Source organism: Pseudohaliea sp. (assembly GCF_054552115.1).
This window is the reverse complement of the sequence record NZ_JBTOLW010000002.1, coordinates 193,262-210,090: the sequence shown is the minus strand read 5'-3', so window position 1 is coordinate 210,090 and position 16,829 is coordinate 193,262. Positions and strand designations below refer to the sequence as shown.

General features: G+C 70.3%; 13 protein-coding genes and 1 pseudogene. All 14 read left to right on the top strand.

Annotation, left to right across the window (positions count from 1 at the left end; translation table 11 throughout):
• The first annotated feature begins 274 nt into the window (after positions 1–274).
• The 14 genes and pseudogenes from ACX93N_RS02220 (at position 275) to ACX93N_RS02155 (ending at position 16,823) form a co-directional block, all read left to right on the top strand.
• Positions 275–2,803, top strand: a complete 2,529-nt coding sequence (locus ACX93N_RS02220) for a FimV/HubP family polar landmark protein (RefSeq protein ID WP_459426749.1) — start codon at positions 275–277, stop codon at positions 2,801–2,803.
• Between the two features lie 55 nt (positions 2,804–2,858).
• Positions 2,859–3,635, top strand: coding sequence for a tRNA pseudouridine(38-40) synthase TruA (gene truA, locus ACX93N_RS02215; RefSeq protein ID WP_459426748.1), 777 nt, complete (start codon positions 2,859–2,861; stop codon positions 3,633–3,635).
• Entirely contained in the window at positions 3,632–4,387 is a 756-nt protein-coding gene (locus ACX93N_RS02210; RefSeq protein ID WP_459426747.1) for a phosphoribosylanthranilate isomerase, read from the top strand. The genes truA and ACX93N_RS02210 overlap by 4 nt, the downstream gene beginning before the upstream one ends.
• Entirely contained in the window at positions 4,384–5,604 is a 1,221-nt protein-coding gene (gene trpB / locus ACX93N_RS02205) for a tryptophan synthase subunit beta (RefSeq protein ID WP_459426746.1), read from the top strand. The genes ACX93N_RS02210 and trpB overlap by 4 nt, the downstream gene beginning before the upstream one ends.
• 8 nt (positions 5,605–5,612) lie before the next feature.
• The gene (gene trpA / locus ACX93N_RS02200; protein WP_459426745.1) at positions 5,613–6,437 is read left to right on the top strand and encodes a tryptophan synthase subunit alpha; all 825 of its coding nucleotides are present in this window, start codon (positions 5,613–5,615) and stop codon (positions 6,435–6,437) included.
• A gap of 43 nt (positions 6,438–6,480) precedes the next feature.
• Positions 6,481–7,326 (top strand): annotated as a pseudogene (gene accD, locus ACX93N_RS02195) (acetyl-CoA carboxylase, carboxyltransferase subunit beta); the annotation flags it as partial.
• Positions 7,327–7,588: 262 nt separating this feature from the next.
• Positions 7,589–8,872 carry a bifunctional folylpolyglutamate synthase/dihydrofolate synthase gene (locus ACX93N_RS02190; RefSeq protein WP_459426744.1) on the top strand — a complete coding sequence of 428 codons (1,284 nt, stop codon included), beginning with the start codon at positions 7,589–7,591 and terminating at the stop codon, positions 8,870–8,872.
• 1 nt (position 8,873) lies between these two features.
• Complete coding sequence (locus ACX93N_RS02185; protein WP_459426743.1) at positions 8,874–9,491, top strand: SPOR domain-containing protein; 618 nt, start codon at positions 8,874–8,876, stop codon at positions 9,489–9,491.
• A gap of 117 nt (positions 9,492–9,608) precedes the next feature.
• Positions 9,609–10,139 carry a CvpA family protein gene (locus tag ACX93N_RS02180; protein WP_459426742.1) on the top strand — a complete coding sequence of 177 codons (531 nt, stop codon included), beginning with the start codon at positions 9,609–9,611 and terminating at the stop codon, positions 10,137–10,139.
• A 21-nt stretch (positions 10,140–10,160) separates the two neighbouring features.
• A complete protein-coding gene (gene purF / locus ACX93N_RS02175) occupies positions 10,161–11,687 on the top strand; it encodes an amidophosphoribosyltransferase (protein WP_459426741.1) in 1,527 nt (508 codons plus the stop codon).
• Between the two features lie 13 nt (positions 11,688–11,700).
• Positions 11,701–12,906: an O-succinylhomoserine sulfhydrylase gene (locus tag ACX93N_RS02170; protein WP_459426740.1), complete on the top strand. Its 1,206-nt coding sequence runs from the start codon at positions 11,701–11,703 to the stop codon at positions 12,904–12,906.
• Entirely contained in the window at positions 12,903–13,838 is a 936-nt protein-coding gene (locus ACX93N_RS02165) for an AAA family ATPase (RefSeq protein WP_459426739.1), read from the top strand. Before ACX93N_RS02170 ends, ACX93N_RS02165 begins: the two co-directional genes overlap by 4 nt.
• Positions 13,822–14,841 (top strand): DUF58 domain-containing protein, encoded by a 1,020-nt coding sequence (locus ACX93N_RS02160; RefSeq protein WP_459426738.1) that lies wholly within the window; start codon positions 13,822–13,824, stop codon positions 14,839–14,841. The genes ACX93N_RS02165 and ACX93N_RS02160 overlap by 17 nt, the downstream gene beginning before the upstream one ends.
• Positions 14,838–16,823, top strand: coding sequence for a transglutaminase family protein (locus ACX93N_RS02155; protein WP_459426737.1), 1,986 nt, complete (start codon positions 14,838–14,840; stop codon positions 16,821–16,823). The genes ACX93N_RS02160 and ACX93N_RS02155 overlap by 4 nt, the downstream gene beginning before the upstream one ends.
• The last annotated feature ends 6 nt before the right edge of the window (positions 16,824–16,829 follow it).

The window sequence follows — 16,829 nt, the reverse complement described above, 5'->3', positions numbered from 1 at the left end:
AGGTGGCGGGTGAGCGGTGGTGAGGTCGCGCCCGCCTTGCCCGGGCGGTGATCCTTGGCAGATACTTGTAGCCCGGCGGCCGGGGGAGGACGAGCTCCCCGAAGCCGGCCGGCACAGCGGGTGAGTGCGCCCGGTGACGCCGGAGCGGGTAGCCGGCAACACGTTTAGTAAAAAATGCATAATGCATTGCAAGTCATTGGGATGCATGGCATTTTGATGTCAGAAGAGGGGCGCGGCAGCGCCGCGGGGTTCAGGACCATAACAAGGCAGCGCTATGGCTAAACGGGTTCAGGCAACGGCTGTGCTCCTTGCCGGGGGGCTGTTGCACGCGGGACAGGCGGCAGCGCTGGGCCTCGGCGAGATGTCGCTCAACTCATTCCTCAACGAGCCGCTCGACGCGGAAGTCTCGCTCCTCGACACCCGCGGCCTCACGACCGACGATATTCGCATCCGCCTGGCGGCTGTCGAGGACTTCGATCGCCTCGGCGTGGATCGCGACTACTTCCTGACCAGCATCGAATTCACCGTCAATGTCGATGACGCAACGGGCCGTGGAACCATTCGCCTGACCACGCAGGATCCGGTGGTGGAGCCTTTCCTCGACCTCATTATCGAGGCGCGCTGGCCGTCGGGTCGTTTGCTGCGCGAGTACACGGTGCTCGTCGACCCGCCGGCGTTTCGCGACGAGATGCTCACGGTGTCGGCGAGCGAGCGCGTGGCCGAGACCGAGGGCAGTGAGGCGGCCGGGGAGGCCGCCCCGGCGCAGCGGGACATGGCCGCGGAGCGCGGCGACCGGGTGCAGGTCCGCGACAGCGACCTCGCCCCCGGGGAGATGCCGGCGCGCCCTTTCTCCGAAGCGACGGCCGACAGCCCCCGGCCGGGCAGCCGCTACTTGGTCAAACGTGACGAAACGCTCTGGCAGATTGCCAGCCGCGCACGTCCCGAGGGGGCGAGCGTGCAACAGGCCATGCTGGACATCCAGCGCCTCAACCCCGAGGCCTTCATCGGTGGCAATATCAACCAGATCAAGGCGGGTTACATCATTTACCTGCCGAGCGCCGCCGATATCAGTTCCGAAGACCTGGCCGATGCGCTCGCGGAGGTACAGGCACAGAACCGTGCGTGGCAGTCCGCCCGGGGGCAGACGCCGGGTGTCACTGCCGCGGCGACGCTGCGCATTTCCGCGGGCGACGCTTCCGGGGGGGCGCCGCCCCCGGCGGACGCTGCGACCGTGTCGGGAGCCGGGCCCGAGCGCGGCGCGGGTGACGTGGAGGCGGCCGATGGCGGACCTGCGGCAGAGGCCCGCGCGCCGGCAGAGGCCACACCACCTGCAGAGAGCACGCCGCCTGCAGAGAGCACACCGGCGCCCGCGGCTCCGGCCGCGGCGCCTCCGGCCCTGGAGGGGGAACTCGCTGCACAGCTCGCCGCCATGACCGAGCGGCTCGATGCCCTCGAGGCCACCGTCTCCCTCAAGGACCAGGAGATCGCCCGCCTGGAGGCGGCCCTGCGCGAGGCGCGGGAAAGCGCCGAAAGTGCCGAAAGCGCCGCGGCCGAGGCGGCGGCCGCCCGTGCCCGGTCCGCTGCACCGGCGCCGGCCCCTGCGGCTCCTGAAACGGGTGGTTTCATGCCCTGGCTTTATGGTCTTGCCGGTGCGGTCGTGCTCGGGCTCCTGGCAGTGCTCGGGCTGCGCCGCATCCGCGGGCGGGGGGCTCCGGGCCGGGCCGACGCCGCGCCGGCCCGCGCGGCGGCGCCGGCATCCGCCCCGGCGTCGGCAGGCGCGGCCGACGACGTGTTCGCTGGTGTCACCCTGCGCGAGGAGGCCGTGGAAGATGCTGCGGCGGCGCAAGCGTCCGAGGCAGCCGACGAGCCTGCGCGCCGCGACGTGGCCGAGCGCGGTTACGGCGAGCGCCGCTATGACGACTACATCGACGATGCCGATGGCGGGGATGCGCTCGCCGAGGCCGACATCTACATTGCCTACGGGCGCTACCTTCAGGCCGCGGAACTTCTGACCACGGCCATCCGCAGCGAGCCCGGGAACAGTGCTTTCCGCCTCAAGCTTCTCGAGCTCTACACCGACATGGGCGAGGCCGACAAGGCGGGGGAGCAACTCGAGGCGCTGCGCGAGCAGGGCGACGCCGAGGCCATCGCCCGGGGGGAGCGCATCGTCGGTGGAGCGGCGCCGGTCTCGACAGCTTCGGCCGAGCCTGAACCGGAGCCTGAACCGGAGCCCGAGCCTGAACCCGAGCCTGAACCCGAGCCCGAGCCCGAGCCCGAGCCTGAACCGGAACCCGAACCTGAGCCTGAGCCTGAGCCTGAACCTGAGCCCGAACGCCCCCGGCCGGTATCGTCCGCAGGGCCCTCGGCAGACTATGCCGCCGATGACGCCGGGCTGGCGGGCGACGCTGAGGAGGATGCCCTGTCCGACCTCGAGGGCCTGTACATCGAGGAGGAGCCGCCGGCCGATGTGGCCGGGGAGGAACTGGATCTGGACCTCGATCTCGAGCTCGAAGAGCCGGTCAGTGACCCGGTAGAGGCCGGGGAAGCGGTCGACTTCGGGGCGCCGCCGCCGGTGGAGGGGGGCGCTGCCGGGGCGACTGCTGAAGGTGCCGGTAGCGAAGGCGACGAGGAACTGGTGTTCGCAGAAGAGGGTGACCAGATGGCCACCCGCCTGGACCTCGCCCGGGCCTACCTCGACATGGGCGACGAGGAGGGCGCTCGCTCGATCCTCGAGGAAGTAGCCCGCAGCGGGAACTCCGAGCAGCGGCAAGAGGCGAACACCCTGCTGGCCGGCCTTGGCTGACGCGCCCGCGCCAGCCGCCCGTTTCTCAGCTACCCCGCACCCTCCCGGCACCCGGGTGGCGCTGCTGGTCGAGTACGACGGCCGCGCCTTCTGCGGCTGGCAGTCCCAGCCCCATGCGGCGAGCGTGCAGGATGCGCTCGAGGAAGCCCTCGCGACCGTGGCTGCGGGTCCGGTGCGCACCCACTGCGCCGGGCGCACCGATACCGGCGTCCACGCCACGGGCCAGTGGGTCCATTTCGACGACCCGGCCGGGCGAAGTCCCAAGGCCTGGGTGCTCGGCAGCAATGCCAACCTGCCTGACACCGTGAGAGTGCTTCACGCCCAGGCGGTGCCGGAGGACTTTCACGCCCGGCACAGTGCGACCGCGCGTCGCTATCGCTATCTCGTCACCGACACGGCCGTGGCGCCGGCGCTCTACCGCGGCCTCGTCACCTGGCGCCGGGGGACCCTCGACGCCGGTCGCATGCATGGCGCGGCGCAGTTGCTGATCGGTGAGCAGGACTTCAGCAGTTTTCGTGCGGCGAGTTGCCAGTCCAGTACACCCTGGCGGCGGGTGGATACGATCAGCGTGACCCGCTCGGGGCCGCTCGTCTGCGTCGATATCACCGCAAATGCCTTCCTGCATCACATGGTGCGCAACATCGCGGGCGCGCTGCTTGCCATCGGTACGGGCGAGCGCGATGCGGAATGGCTCGGACGGCTTCTCGCCTGCCGGGATCGGCGCCAGGGTGCCGAGACGGCACCCCCCGACGGTCTGTATCTCGTGGCTGTGAGCTACCCGGGACGCTTCGCCCTGGCGGCGCCGCCGCGACCGTTTTTGTTCCCGGGTTGAGGCCACCCGCCGGCGCCTTCTGCTATCATTCGCGCCTCGGCCAGGAGGCGGGCAGGACGATGGTGACAAGGACACGCATCAAGGTCTGCGGCATTACCCGCCCGGAGGACGCAGCGGCAGCCACGGCGGCCGGTGTGGATGCCATCGGTCTCGTTTTCCACCCTGCGAGCCCGCGAGCCGTGACGCCGGCGCAGGCGGCCGCGGTCGCTCGCGCCGCGGGGCCGCTGGTGACGGTGGTGGCACTCTTCGTCGATGCGCCCCAGGAACGGGTCCGCGAGGTACTGGCGGCGGTGCCGGTGGGGCTGCTCCAGTTTCACGGGAACGAGGACCCGGGCACCTGCGCCTGCTTCGAGCGCCCGTTCCTCAAGGCGTTGCGCATGGCGCCCGGCCTGCCGGTAGAGGAAGTGGCGGCCCGTTATGCCGCGGCCAGCGGCATTCTCCTGGACAGCTACCGGCCGGGTGTGCCCGGCGGTACCGGGGAGACCTTCGACTGGCACCGGACGCCGGCGGCGCTTCGGTCCCGGCTGGTGCTGGCCGGCGGGCTGAGGCCGGAGAACGTCGGCGAGGCGATCACCCGGGTCGGCCCCGCGGCGGTGGACGTCAGCGGGGGCGTGGAGGTGTCGCCCGGTGTCAAGGATGCCGCGCGTATTGCTGCCTTCGTGGCAGCGGTGCGAGAGGCGGACAGCAGGCGTACAAGCCAGCGTGAAAGCAAGCGTGGAAACAAGCGGCAAAGCGGGAGCAGCAATCCATGACCATCAAGCTCGACCCCCAACTCATGAACACGGTGCCGGATGCCGACGGTCGCTTCGGCGACTACGGCGGCCGCTTTGTCTCCGAGACGCTGATGTCCGCACTGGCGGACCTGGACCGCGTCTACCGGGAGCTGTCTGCGGACCCGGCCTTCCAGCGCGAGCTGGATGACGATCTCGCCCACTATGTCGGCCGGCCCTCGCCCCTCTACGAGGCGCGGCGCCTCTCCGACGAGATCGGCGGTGCGCGCATCTGTTTCAAGCGCGAGGACCTCAACCACACCGGCGCGCACAAGGTGAACAACACCGTGGGCCAGGCGCTTCTTGCCAAGCACATGGGCAAGCCCCGGGTGATCGCCGAGACCGGCGCCGGCCAGCACGGCGTGGCCAGCGCGACGATCGCGGCGCGCCTCGGTCTCGAATGCCACGTATTCATGGGCGCCGAGGACGTCGAACGCCAGTCGCTCAACGTCTACCGCATGAAGCTCCTCGGGGCGACGGTAGTGCCGGTGACCTCCGGCTCCCGGACCCTCAAGGACGCGATGAACGAAGCCATGCGTGACTGGGTGACCAACGTCGATGATACGTTCTACATCATCGGCACCGTTGCCGGCCCGCATCCTTACCCGATGCTGGTACGGGATTTCCAGAGCGTTATCGGCCGCGAGGCCCGGGCCCAGTGCCTCGCCCAGGCCGGGCGGCTACCGGATGCGCTGGTGGCCTGCGTGGGCGGCGGTTCCAACGCTATCGGCCTGTTCCACCCCTTCCTGCGCGATGAGGGCGTGGCCATGTACGGCGTCGAGGCCGGTGGGGAGGGCCTCGCCACCGGCCGTCACGCGGCGCCGCTCTCTGCCGGGACGCCGGGAGTGCTGCATGGCAACCGCACCTACCTCATGCAGGACGACGACGGGCAGATCACCGAGACCCATTCCATCTCGGCGGGCCTCGACTATCCGGGCGTCGGCCCGGAGCACGCCTGGCTGAAGGACATCGGCCGGGTGAACTACGTGGCCGTCGACGACGACGAGGCGCTGGCGAGTTTCCACCGCGTGACCCGCACCGAGGGCATCATGCCGGCGCTGGAGACAGCCCACGCGCTTGCCTACGCGGAGAAACTCGCGGCGACCATGCGCCCGGACCAGCACATCGTCGTCAATCTCTCCGGCCGGGGTGACAAGGATATTCTCACGGTCGCCCGCCTCGACGGGATCGAGCTCTAGGAGGTTTCATGAGTCGTATTGCCGAGCGTTTCCGGCAGCTTGCGGCCGCCGGTCGCAAGGCCCTGGTGCCCTATGTGGTCGCCGGTGATCCGGAGCCCGCAGCGACTGTCCCGCTGCTCCACGCCCTGGTTGATGCCGGTGCCGACATTCTCGAGCTCGGCGTGCCGTTCTCGGACCCCATGGCCGAAGGGCCGGTGATCCAGCGCGCCCACGAGCGCTCCCTCGCGTGCGGCACCCGCCTGCGCGCGGTCCTGGACATGGTTCGCGAGTTCCGCCGCGGCGATCCGGACACCCCGCTGTTGCTCATGGGCTACGCCAACCCCGTCGAGCACATGGGCTATGACGCGTTTGCCGACGCCGCGTCCGGGGCCGGGGTCGACGGGCTGCTGACTGTCGACATTCCCCCGGAGGAGGTGGCGCGGGTGAACCGTGAGCTCAAGCGCGTGGGCATGGACAACATCTTCCTGGTGGCGCCCACCACACCGGAGGCGCGCATCGACCTCATCACCCGGGAAGCCAGCGGTTTTGTCTACTACGTTTCCCTCAAGGGCGTCACCGGTGCCGGCAACCTTGATGTGGCGGATGTCGGCAACCACCTGGCGGCCATCCGCCGGCATTCGGGACTGCCGGTGTGTGTCGGCTTCGGCATCAAGGATGCGGCATCCGCGGCCGCGGTCGCGGGGAGTGCCGACGGCGTCGTGGTCGGTTCGGCGCTCGTCGACTGCTATGCACAGGCGGTGGACGCCGGGCTCAGTGCAGATGCCGCGCGGGAGCGGGTCGTCGCGCTCGTGGCGGAGATCCGCAGCGGCATCGATGCCGCGGTTGCGGCCTGACCGGGCGCGGAACGTATAATGCCCGCCGAAAACAGGGGGAGCCATGAGCTGGATTGACAAGATTCTGCCTTCCGGCGTGAAGAGCAGCACCGGGGGAACGCGCCGCGCAACGGTGCCCGAAGGGCTGTGGAAGAAGTGTATCAAGTGCGACTCCGTGCTCTACATTCCGGACCTTGAGCGCAATCAGCAGGTGTGCCCGAAGTGTGGCCACCACATGCGCATCGGTGCGCGCCGGCGCCTCGACCTCTTTCTCGACGAGGATGGCCGGGAAGAGATCTTCGGCGACATCGAGCCCGTGGACCGGCTCAAGTTCCGCGACAAGAAGCGCTACCGGGACCGCCTGGCCGGTGCGCAGAAGTCCACCGGTGAGCGCGATGCCCTGGTGGCCATGAAGGGCGCTCTCCATGGCCAGCCGGTGATCGCCCTGGCCTTCGAGTTCAACTTCCACGGAGGCTCCATGGGCTATGCGGTCGGCGAGAAATTCACCCGCGCCGCCCAGCAGGCCCTGGAGGAACGGATTCCCCTCGTGTGTTTCTCCGCCTCCGGCGGCGCGCGCATGCAGGAGGCGCTCATCTCCCTCATGCAGATGGCCAAGACCAGCGCGGTCATCGAGCGGCTCCATGGCTCGGGCGTGCCCTACATTTCCGTGCTCACGGATCCGATCTACGGCGGAGTCTCCGCGTCGCTGGCGCTGCTCGGTGACCTCAATATCGCCGAGCCCGATGCGCGTGCCGGCTTCGCCGGTCCGAACATCATCGAGCAGACCATTCGGCAGAAACTGCCCAAGGGCTTCCAGCGCAGCGAGTTCCTCCTCGAGCATGGTGCCATCGACATGATCGTCGACCGCGCCGATTTGCGTGACACCATTGCCCGGCTGCTGGCGAAGTTCCTCGGCGAGCCGCAGCCCGGGCAGGACGAGGAACAGGGCCCCATGGCGGAAGCGCCGGGGGAAGCCGTCGGTGCTGTCCCGCCGGGTGAGGCCGGCGACGCCGACGCCGACGCCGGCGATGATACCGGTGCCGCCGACGACGGCAGCGAGAGTGCCGGTGAGCAGGCCCCCGAAGCCTCCAGCGCCGACGACGATACGGACAGCTCCGCGGACGCCGCTGACCTGCGGGAAGACGAGGACGAGGAGGCACCCCGGCGCGGTGATGGCTGAGCCGTCGGACCTCGCCGGCTGGCTCGCGCGCCTCGAGCGGCGTCACCCGCGGGAGATCGACCTCGGCCTCCGCCGCGTGGGTGCCGTCGCCGACCGCCTGGGGCTGCGGCCCTTTCCCGCCCCGGTGCTCACCGTGGCAGGCACCAACGGCAAAGGCACGGTCACCTGTTGCGCTGCTTCACTCGCGGTGGCTTCGGGACGCCGCGTGGGTGCCTACACCTCGCCGCACCTCCTGCGCTTCAACGAACGCATCACCCTCGATGGCACGCCGGCGGCCGATGGCGCCATCGTCCGCGCGTTCGAGGCGATCGAGGTTGCGCGCGGCGCTATCAGCCTGAGCTATTTCGAGACCGCCACGCTCGCGGCCCTCTGGCTGTTCCGGGAGGCGCGGGTCGACCTCGCCGTGCTCGAGGTCGGCCTGGGCGGACGCCTCGATGCCACCAATATCCTCGACGCCGATGTTGCGGTGGTGACGCGCATCGGCCTCGACCATCGCGAGTGGCTCGGCGACACGGTGGAGGCGATCGCCATCGAGAAGGCAGGTATTGCCCGCCGCGGCCAGGCCGTCGTGCTTGCCGAGCGTGCCTATCCTGCAACGCTGGAAACGGCCCTTGCCGCCGCGGGGGCCCGTCCGCTGCGCGCCGGCCGCGAGTGGACGTGGGCGTCCACGGCCGGGGAGCTGACCGTGACCGGCGCGAGTGCGCGACGCTTCGCCCTCCCGCTGCCGGACGCGCTGGAGCCCGCCAACGTCGCCGCAGCCATCTGCGCCATGGACCAGTTGCTGCCCCTCGCTCCCGGTGCCGTGGAGAGGGCGCTGCGTGACCTCGTCGTGCCCGGTCGCCGCGAGCGGCGGTGGTTCGGGAGTGGCGAGTTATGGCTCGATGTCGCCCACAACCCGGACGCGGCCGATGGCCTGGCCGCCGCCCTCGGCCACGCGCCCGCCGCGACGACTCACGGCCTTTGCGCGATCATGGACGACAAGGATCTCGCCGGTATCTTCGCCGCCCTTGCCCGCCAGCTCGACAGCCTGGTTGTTTGCGGCCTGCCCGGTAATGCCCGGGCCGCCCCGGTGGACCGTCTTGCGGCGCTGGCGAGCGCGGCAGGGATCGCCGCCGTGCACCGCGCCCCGGACCTCGACGCCGGCTGGCGGCTACTCGCGCCCCCCGTGGCCGGGGGCGCGCGGGGCGTGGTCTTCGGGTCCTTTTTTACCGTAGCAGGTATAATGCCGCAGCTCGCGAATCCCGGCACCGAGGAGCCTGCCTGCGCCCGTGGATAATGTGCTCAAACAGCGTCTCGTCGGCGCGCTGATCCTGCTTGCGCTGGGTATTGTCTTCTGGCCGATCATCTTTGTCGCGCCGGAGGAGGCGCGGCTGCGCGAGGGGGTCATGGCGCCGCCGCCGCCGGTGGTCAACCGTGACCCTCTGCCGCCCCCCGGCGATGAAGGCCTGCGCGGTTCGCCGCCCCGAAAGCCTCTTGCGGCGCAGCCGGACGTGACGCTGCCGGACGGGAACGCGCCCGGCGGGCCATCCGACGCCGGGGCGGCTGCGGGGGAGGCGGCAGCCGATCCCGCCCCGGTGCCGCAGCCGAGTACCGGGGAGCCTTACCCGACACGGGAGCAGGCGCCCGAAATCGCCGCCTTCGATGAGGATGGGTTGCCGGTCGCCTGGGTTCTGCAGGTGGCCACCGTGAGCCGCGTGGAAAAGGCGCGCAAGCTCCGTGACGAGCTCATCGAGAACGGTGAGAAGGCCTTCTACGAGCCCCTGCGCCGGGACGGCGTCACGCTCTACCGGGTGTACGTGGGTCCCAAGTTCGAGCGCGGTCAGCTCGGCCCGATCAAGGCGCGTGTCGACGCCCGCTACGGCGTGCAATCGCTGGTATCGCGCTATGTGCCGTGAACGGCCTGCTCCCCGGGAAACCGCGCCTCACCGCAGCCTGCCGGGCCGGGTGGTGGCGCGTAGCCGTACCGGCCCCGGGAATGCGCGAAGCACCGGAAAGCCCCCGGGGGGCGGCACATGCTGAACCACTGGCCCGACCTCACCGCCCTCAACGGTTTCGACTGGCTCGTGGTCGTGATCATCGCGCTCTCCGCCCTGGTCAGCCTCTGGCGGGGTTTCTCCCGCGAGGCCCTGTCTCTCGCGGGCTGGATCCTCGCTTTCGTGCTCGCCAACCTTCTTGCCACCCGCCTGTCCAGTGTCCTGGCGGGAATTATCGAGAATCCCACGGGGCGCTACATCGTTGCCTGGACCCTCGTCTTCGTGGCGGCGGTGCTGCTGGCGGGGCTGGCCGCCCGCCTGTTCGCGCGCCTGGTGCGCGCCTCGGGGCTGGGTCTGCTCGATCGCATCCTGGGCAGTGTCTTCGGTATGCTGCGCGGATTGCTGATCGTCATCGTGCTGCTTTTCCTGCTGCGACAGCTCGTGCCGCCTGCGGAGCAGCAGTGGCTGCACCGGTCCCAGCTGGTCCCCTACCTGGACCCGCTGCTCGACTGGAGCCTGCGCGCTTTTGATGAGGTCGGAGCGGGGCGCCTCCCCGCGCTGGCCACCTGACGGAATAGGGGAGCCTGAGCAATGTGTGGCCTGGTGGGAATCGTGGGCAGCGGGACGGTGGATGTTGCCCCGGATATCTATGATGCGCTGACGGTGCTGCAGCACCGCGGCCAGGACGCCGCGGGCATCATGACCTGCAGCAGTGGCCGCTTCCACCAGCGCAAGAGCGAAGGGCTGGTGCGCGACGTGTTCCGCCAGGAGCACATGGCACGCCTCGAGGGTGCCATCGGTCTCGGCCACACGCGCTACCCGACCGCCGGCAGTTCCGGGCCTGCCCTCGCGCAGCCTTTCTACGTGAACTCACCCTACGGCATCGCCCTGGCCCACAATGGCAACCTGACGAATTCGGCGGAGCTGGGCCAGGCGCTCTTCGACAGTGAGCTCCGGCACCTGAACACGGACTCGGACTCGGAGGTGCTGCTCAACGTGCTGGCCTACGAACTCCAGCGCCTCGGCAAGCTGCAGCCGAAGCCCGAGGACATTTTTGCCGCGGTTGCCGCCGTGCACCACCGCTGCCGCGGCGGCTACGCGGCGGTGGCGGTGATTGTGAACCACGGTCTGCTCGCCTTCCGCGACCCGAATGGCATCCGTCCCCTGGTCTACGGCTACCGCGACGGCCCCCGGGGCCGTGATTACATGGTCGCGTCCGAGAGTGTGGCCCTGGACGTGCTTGGCTACACGCTCGCCGGCGATGTCGCGCCCGGTGAAGCGGTGTTCATCGATGCGGCCGGCCAGCTGCACCGCCGGCAATGCGCCGAGAACCCGCGGCTGCGCCCCTGCATCTTCGAGCACGTGTACTTCGCCCGGCCCGACAGCATGATGGACGAGATCTCCGTCTACAAGACGCGGATGCGCGCCGGCTCGACGCTGGCGCGGAAGATTCTGCGCGAGTGGCCGGAGCATGACATCGACGTGGTCATACCGATCCCGGATACGAGCCGTACGGCAGGCCAGTCCCTCGCCCACGACCTGGGGCTCAAGTTCCGCGAGGGCTTCATGAAGAACCGCTACATCGGCCGCACCTTCATCATGCCCGGACAGAGCCAGCGCAAGAAATCGGTGCGCCAGAAGCTGAACCCGATCCGGCTGGAGTTCGAGGGCAAGAACGTCCTGCTGGTGGACGACTCGATCGTTCGCGGCACCACCTCCCGGGAGATCATCGAGATGGCCCGCGATGCCGGTGCCGCCAAGGTCTATCTCGCCTCGGCGGCACCGCCGGTGCGCTACCCGAACGTCTACGGCATCGACATGCCGGCAGCCGAGGAACTCATCGCCCACGGCCGCAGCGTCGAGGAGATCTGCGCCGCCATCGGCGCTGACCGCCTGGTGTACCAGGACCTCGACGACCTGATTCGCTGCTCCGCGGAGGGAAACCCCGCCGTGGACGGGTTCGATTGTTCGGTGTTCGACGGCGCCTACATCACCGGGGACGTGGACGAGCGCTACCTGAAAGACCTGAGTGCCGCCCGCAACGACGCTGCCAAGGCCAGTGGTGCTGCGCGCGAGCGGGCGCACGGTGCCGTCGTCGGCATCTACAACGACCGCTAGGGCAGAAACGCCGATGACTGACGACGACAGCGAGTTCCTGCGCGGCCTCGGACCGGCCACCCGCGCTGTGCGCGCCGGTATCGCCCGCGGCCCCGAGGGGGAGCACGGTGAGCCGATCTACACCACCTCCAGCTACATCTTCGCCTCCTGTGCCGAGGCCGCCGCACGCTTTTCCGGTGACAGCCCCGGCAACGTCTACTCGCGCTATACGAACCCCACGGTGCGCGCCTTCGAGGAACGGCTGGCGGCGCTGGAAGAGGGTGACGCGGCGGTGGCCACGGCCTCGGGCATGGCGGCGATCTTCGCTGTCTGCGTCGCGCTCCTGAAAAGCGGCGATCACGTGATCTGCTCCCGCGACGTGTTCGGCGCTACCGCGGGGCTCTTCGGCAAATACCTCGCGCGCTTCGGCATCGAGACCAGCTTCGTGCCCCTGGCGGACCCGGCGGCCTGGCGCGGCGCGCTGCGGCCGACGACGCGGCTGCTCTACCTGGAAACGCCTTCGAACCCGTTGTGCGAGGTCGCTGATATCGCTGCCATGGCCACCCTCGCGCGCGACGCCGGGGCGCTCCTGGTGGTGGACAACTGCTTCTGCACCCCGGCGCTGCAGCGGCCCCTCGCCCTCGGGGCCGATATCGTCATCCACAGTGCCACCAAGTACCTCGACGGCCAGGGCCGCTGTCTCGGCGGTGCCGCCGTCGGCGCGGCCGGGTACATGGATGAACTGCGGGCCTACCTGCGCACCTGTGGCCCCACGATGAGCCCCTTCAACGCCTGGGTGTTCCTCAAGGGGCTGGAGACCCTCGCGCTGCGGATGCAGGCCCACAGTGAGAGCGCCGGACGTCTTGCGCGCTGGCTGCAGGCGCAGCCGGCCGTGGAGCGGGTGTTCTACGCCGGCCTTCCGGATCACCCCGGCCACGAGCTGGCGGCCCGCCAGCAGAGTGCCTTCGGCGGCGTGCTGTCCTTCCGCGTCCGCGGGGGCCGCGAGGCAGCCTGGCGCTGTATCGATGCGACCCGGGTCATGTCGCTGACGGCCAACCTCGGCGACGCCAAGACCACCATCGTGCATCCGGCCACGACGACCCATGGCCGGCTCACGGCGGACGAGCGCGCCCGCGCCGGCATCAGCGAGAACCTGGTGCGCGTGGCCGTTGGCCTCGAGGACGTGGCGGACCTCGAGGCGGACCTCGCCCGCGGGCTGGCCGCCGCGGGGGCACTATGAGCAGGAGCGGGCTCCAGGGGGCCATCGACGCGGCGGTCGACGAGATTGCCACGGTGCTCCTCGGCAAGGAGCCCCAGGTCCGCCTCGCGCTCTGCTGCCTCCTCTCGCGCGGTCACCTGCTCATCGAGGACCTGCCGGGCATGGGCAAGACCACCCTGTCCCACGCCCTCGCCAGCGTGCTCGGCCTGTCCTACAACCGGGTGCAGTTCACGAGCGACCTGTTGCCGGCCGACATCCTCGGCGTCGCCATCTATCAGCCCGAGGACAACAGCTTCCGCTTCCACGCCGGCCCCGTGTTCACGCAGGTGCTGCTCGCCGACGAGATCAACCGTAGTACGCCGCGCACGCAGAGCGCGCTGCTCGAGGCCATGGCCGAGCACCAGGTCACCGTGGAAGGGGAGACGCGCCCGCTGCCGGAGCCGTTCTTCGTCATCGCCACGCAGAACCCCCTTGAGCAGTCCGGGACCTACCCGCTGCCCGAGTCGCAGCTCGACCGGTTCCTCATGCGGATCGAGCTTGGCTATCCGGACCCGGTCGCGGAGCGCGAGCTGTTCCGTCGCGGCGGCACCGATCGCGAGGGAGCGGGGCTGCGCCAGCGCATGGGCCCGGCGGAGCTGGCGTCGGTGCGCGCCGCGGTGGACGCGGTGCATTGCTCCCCCGCACTGCTCGATTACCTGCAGCGCCTGGTGGCGCGAACCCGCGAGCCCGGCGAATTCGTCGTGGGCCTGTCGCCCCGCGGCGCGCTTGCACTCCTGGCCGCCGGCAAGACCTGGGCGGTGATGCACGGCCGCGACCACGTGCTACCGGAGGATCTGCAGGCGGTGCTCGAGCCGGTGGCTGCCCACCGCGTGATCGCCGCAGACAGTTTCGGCGGCGACGGCCGGGCCCTGGTGGCGCTGCTCCAGCGCGAGGTCGATGTGGTCGCTGGCTGAGCGGGCCGGGGCACCCGGTCTGCGCGAGCGGCTCCGTGCCCGTTTCCGGCGCTGGCTGGCCCGGCGTATCCCGCCGGCGCGCAGCGTTACCCTCGACCAGCGGCGGATTTTCATCTTTCCCTCCCGGGCGGGTGTCTTCTTCTTTGCCTGCCTGCTGGTCATGCTCGTCGCGGCGATCAACTACCAGAACAACATGAGCTATGCGCTCACCTTCCTGCTCGCCACCCTGTTCGTGGTGGCCGTGCTGCACAGCTATGCCAACCTGTCCGGACTCACGCTGCGCGCACTTCGCGCCGGCGAGGGTTTCCCGGGTCAGACCGTGCCCTTCACCATCGGCCTCGCCTGCGCGAACCGGCGCGGGCACCACGCGCTCTGGCTCGGCTTCGAGGACGATCCGCAGGCGGCCAGTGCGAGCGTGTCGCCGGAGCGGGCGACGACAGTCACGCTCTACCGGGAAGCGGCGGAGCGGGGTCCGTTCCGACCCGGGCGCCTGCGGGTGGAAAGCAGCTACCCGCTCGGCCTGCTGCGCTGCTGGACCTGGGTGGATCTCGACCTGGTCGGGCTGGCCTACCCGCGGCCCCGGCCGTACCCGGAGCCGCGCGGCGCTGACAGCGCCCAGCCCCGCGGCCGGCCCTCGCCGCGGCCCGGGGAAGACGAGTTCTTCGGCCTGCGCGACTACCGCCCGGGAGACCGGCTGCGCCAGGTGTACTGGAAGGGGCTGGCGCGCGGCCAGTCGCTGCAGAGCAAGCAGTACGCGGATGCAGCCGCGTCCCTCGACTGGCTCGACTGGGAGGCCTTTCCCGGCGCCGACACGGAACGGCGCCTGTCCTTCCTCTGCCAGCAGTGCCTGGACCTGCACCGTCGCGGGCGGCGCTTCGGCCTGCGGCTGCCGGGGAACCAGCTCGCGGCCGGCGCCGGCGACGGCCAGCGCGACCGGGTGCTCCGGGCCCTCGGTCATTTCGCGCCGCCGCTGCGGGGTGACTGGGCGGGGAGTGACTCATGAAGGCGGCCCAGCAGATACCGCGCAACGCGCTCGCCTGGATCATCCTCTGCCAGGTGCTCCTGCTGGCGCCGCACGCCCTGCGCGTACCCGCCTGGCTGCTGGTGGTCTACCTCGCCGCCTTCGCCTGGCGTGTACAGCTGTACCGCGACCGTCTCGCCGCACCGGCGCGCTGGTTGAAGCTGGTGCTCATCGGCGCGGCGATGGCGGGCATCGGCTGGAGCTACGGCAGCCTCATCGGCCTCGAGCCGACCGTGGCGCTGCTGCTCGCGGCCTACGCGCTGAAGCTGGTGGAATCGGTGTCCCGCAAGGATGCCTATGTGCTCATCTTCCTCGGTTTCTTCCTGCTGATCACGGAGTTCCTGTTCAGCCAGGACCTGCTCGTCGTGCTCTACGCCGCGGTCGTCGCCTGGCTGCTGACCACGGCCCTCGTCGCGCTTCACCGCACCGGTGAAGGCTTCGAGCTCGCGCCGCTGCGGGTCGCCGGTGTGATGCTCGCACAGGCCTTCCCGCTCATGCTGGTGCTGTTCTTCCTGTTTCCGCGGATCGGTCCGCTGTGGAACGTGCCGATCCGCGCGCACGCGGCACAGACGGGCATGAGCGACTTTCTGCGCCCGGGCGACGTGGCGCGGCTGACCCAGTCCACGGACGTGGCCTTCCGCGCCAGCTTCGAGGGCGAGGTGCCGCGCGCCGCCGAGCTCTACTGGCGCGGCCTGGTCATGAGCGTTCTCGAGGGCGACACCTGGCGCAGCCTGCGCTTCTTCGAGGCGCCGCCGTCGCAGCGTCGCCCGGGCCCGGTGAAGACCGTGGGAGCGGCCCTGGACTACAGCGTGATCATCGAGCCGACGCAGCAGAACTGGCTCTACGCCCTGCGCTTCGCCCAGCCGCGGGGCGGCGGCGTCATGGCGCTCGCGGATTACACGCTTTACTCGCCCGCTGTGCTTGAGAGCGAGCGCCGCTACTCGGTGCGCAGCTGGCCGCAGGCGGTGATCGGCCTCGAACTCGACCCCTGGCGGCGGCGCCTGGAGACACGCCTGCCCGAAGGCGGCAACCCGCAGAGCCGCGCCCTCGCGGCCGAGCTGCGTGCCTCGGTGGACAGTGACGAAGCCTATATCGGCCGGGTGCTCGAACTGTTCCGTGAGCAACCCTTCCGCTACACGCTGCAGCCACCGCTGCTCGGCGAGGAGCCGGTGGACGACTTCCTCTTCGCCACCCGGGCGGGTTTCTGCGAGCATTATGCCAATGCCTTTGCCGTGCTCATGCGCGCTGCCGGCGTGCCGGCGCGTGTCGTCGCCGGGTACCAGGGCGGCGAGATCAACCCGATGAACGGCACGGTGATCGTTCACCAGTTCGATGCTCACGCCTGGAACGAGGTGTGGCTGGCGGGCCGGGGCTGGGTGCGCGTCGACCCGACCGCGGCGGTGTCCCCCGCCCGCGTGGAGTTCGGCCTGGAAACAGCGGTGCAGGCCGAGGGCAGCTTCCTCGCCGACTCGCCGCTGTCGCCGCTGCGCTACCGCGGCGTCAACTGGGTGAACGCCCTGCGCCTGCGCTACGACGCGCTGACCTACCGCTGGCAATCCTGGGTAGTCGGCTTCGATTCACAGCGGCAGGTAGAACTGCTCGGGGAGTGGCTCGGCCGCATCGACGCCACGCGCTTCATCGCCGTGCTGCTGGGTGCCTTCGGGGTCGTGCTCGCCGCCGTGGCGCTGTCTCTGCTGGTGCGCGCGGGCCCCCGGCGCGACCCGGTGGCCCGGGCCTGGGGACGGCTGCGGCGACGGCTGGTCGCGCGGGGCCTGCCGGTGTACGCCGGGGACAGCCCGGCGGCGGCGCTGGCGAGAGCACGCAGGGCTTTCCCCGGCTCGGGAGCGGAACTCGATGCCCTCGCAGAGGACTTCACGACGCTGCTCTACCGCCCCGGCACCGACGGCGACCTGCGCCAGCTGCGGGCGCGGCTGCGTCGCCTCAGGCTGCGGCGTCGGGCCTGAGCCGCT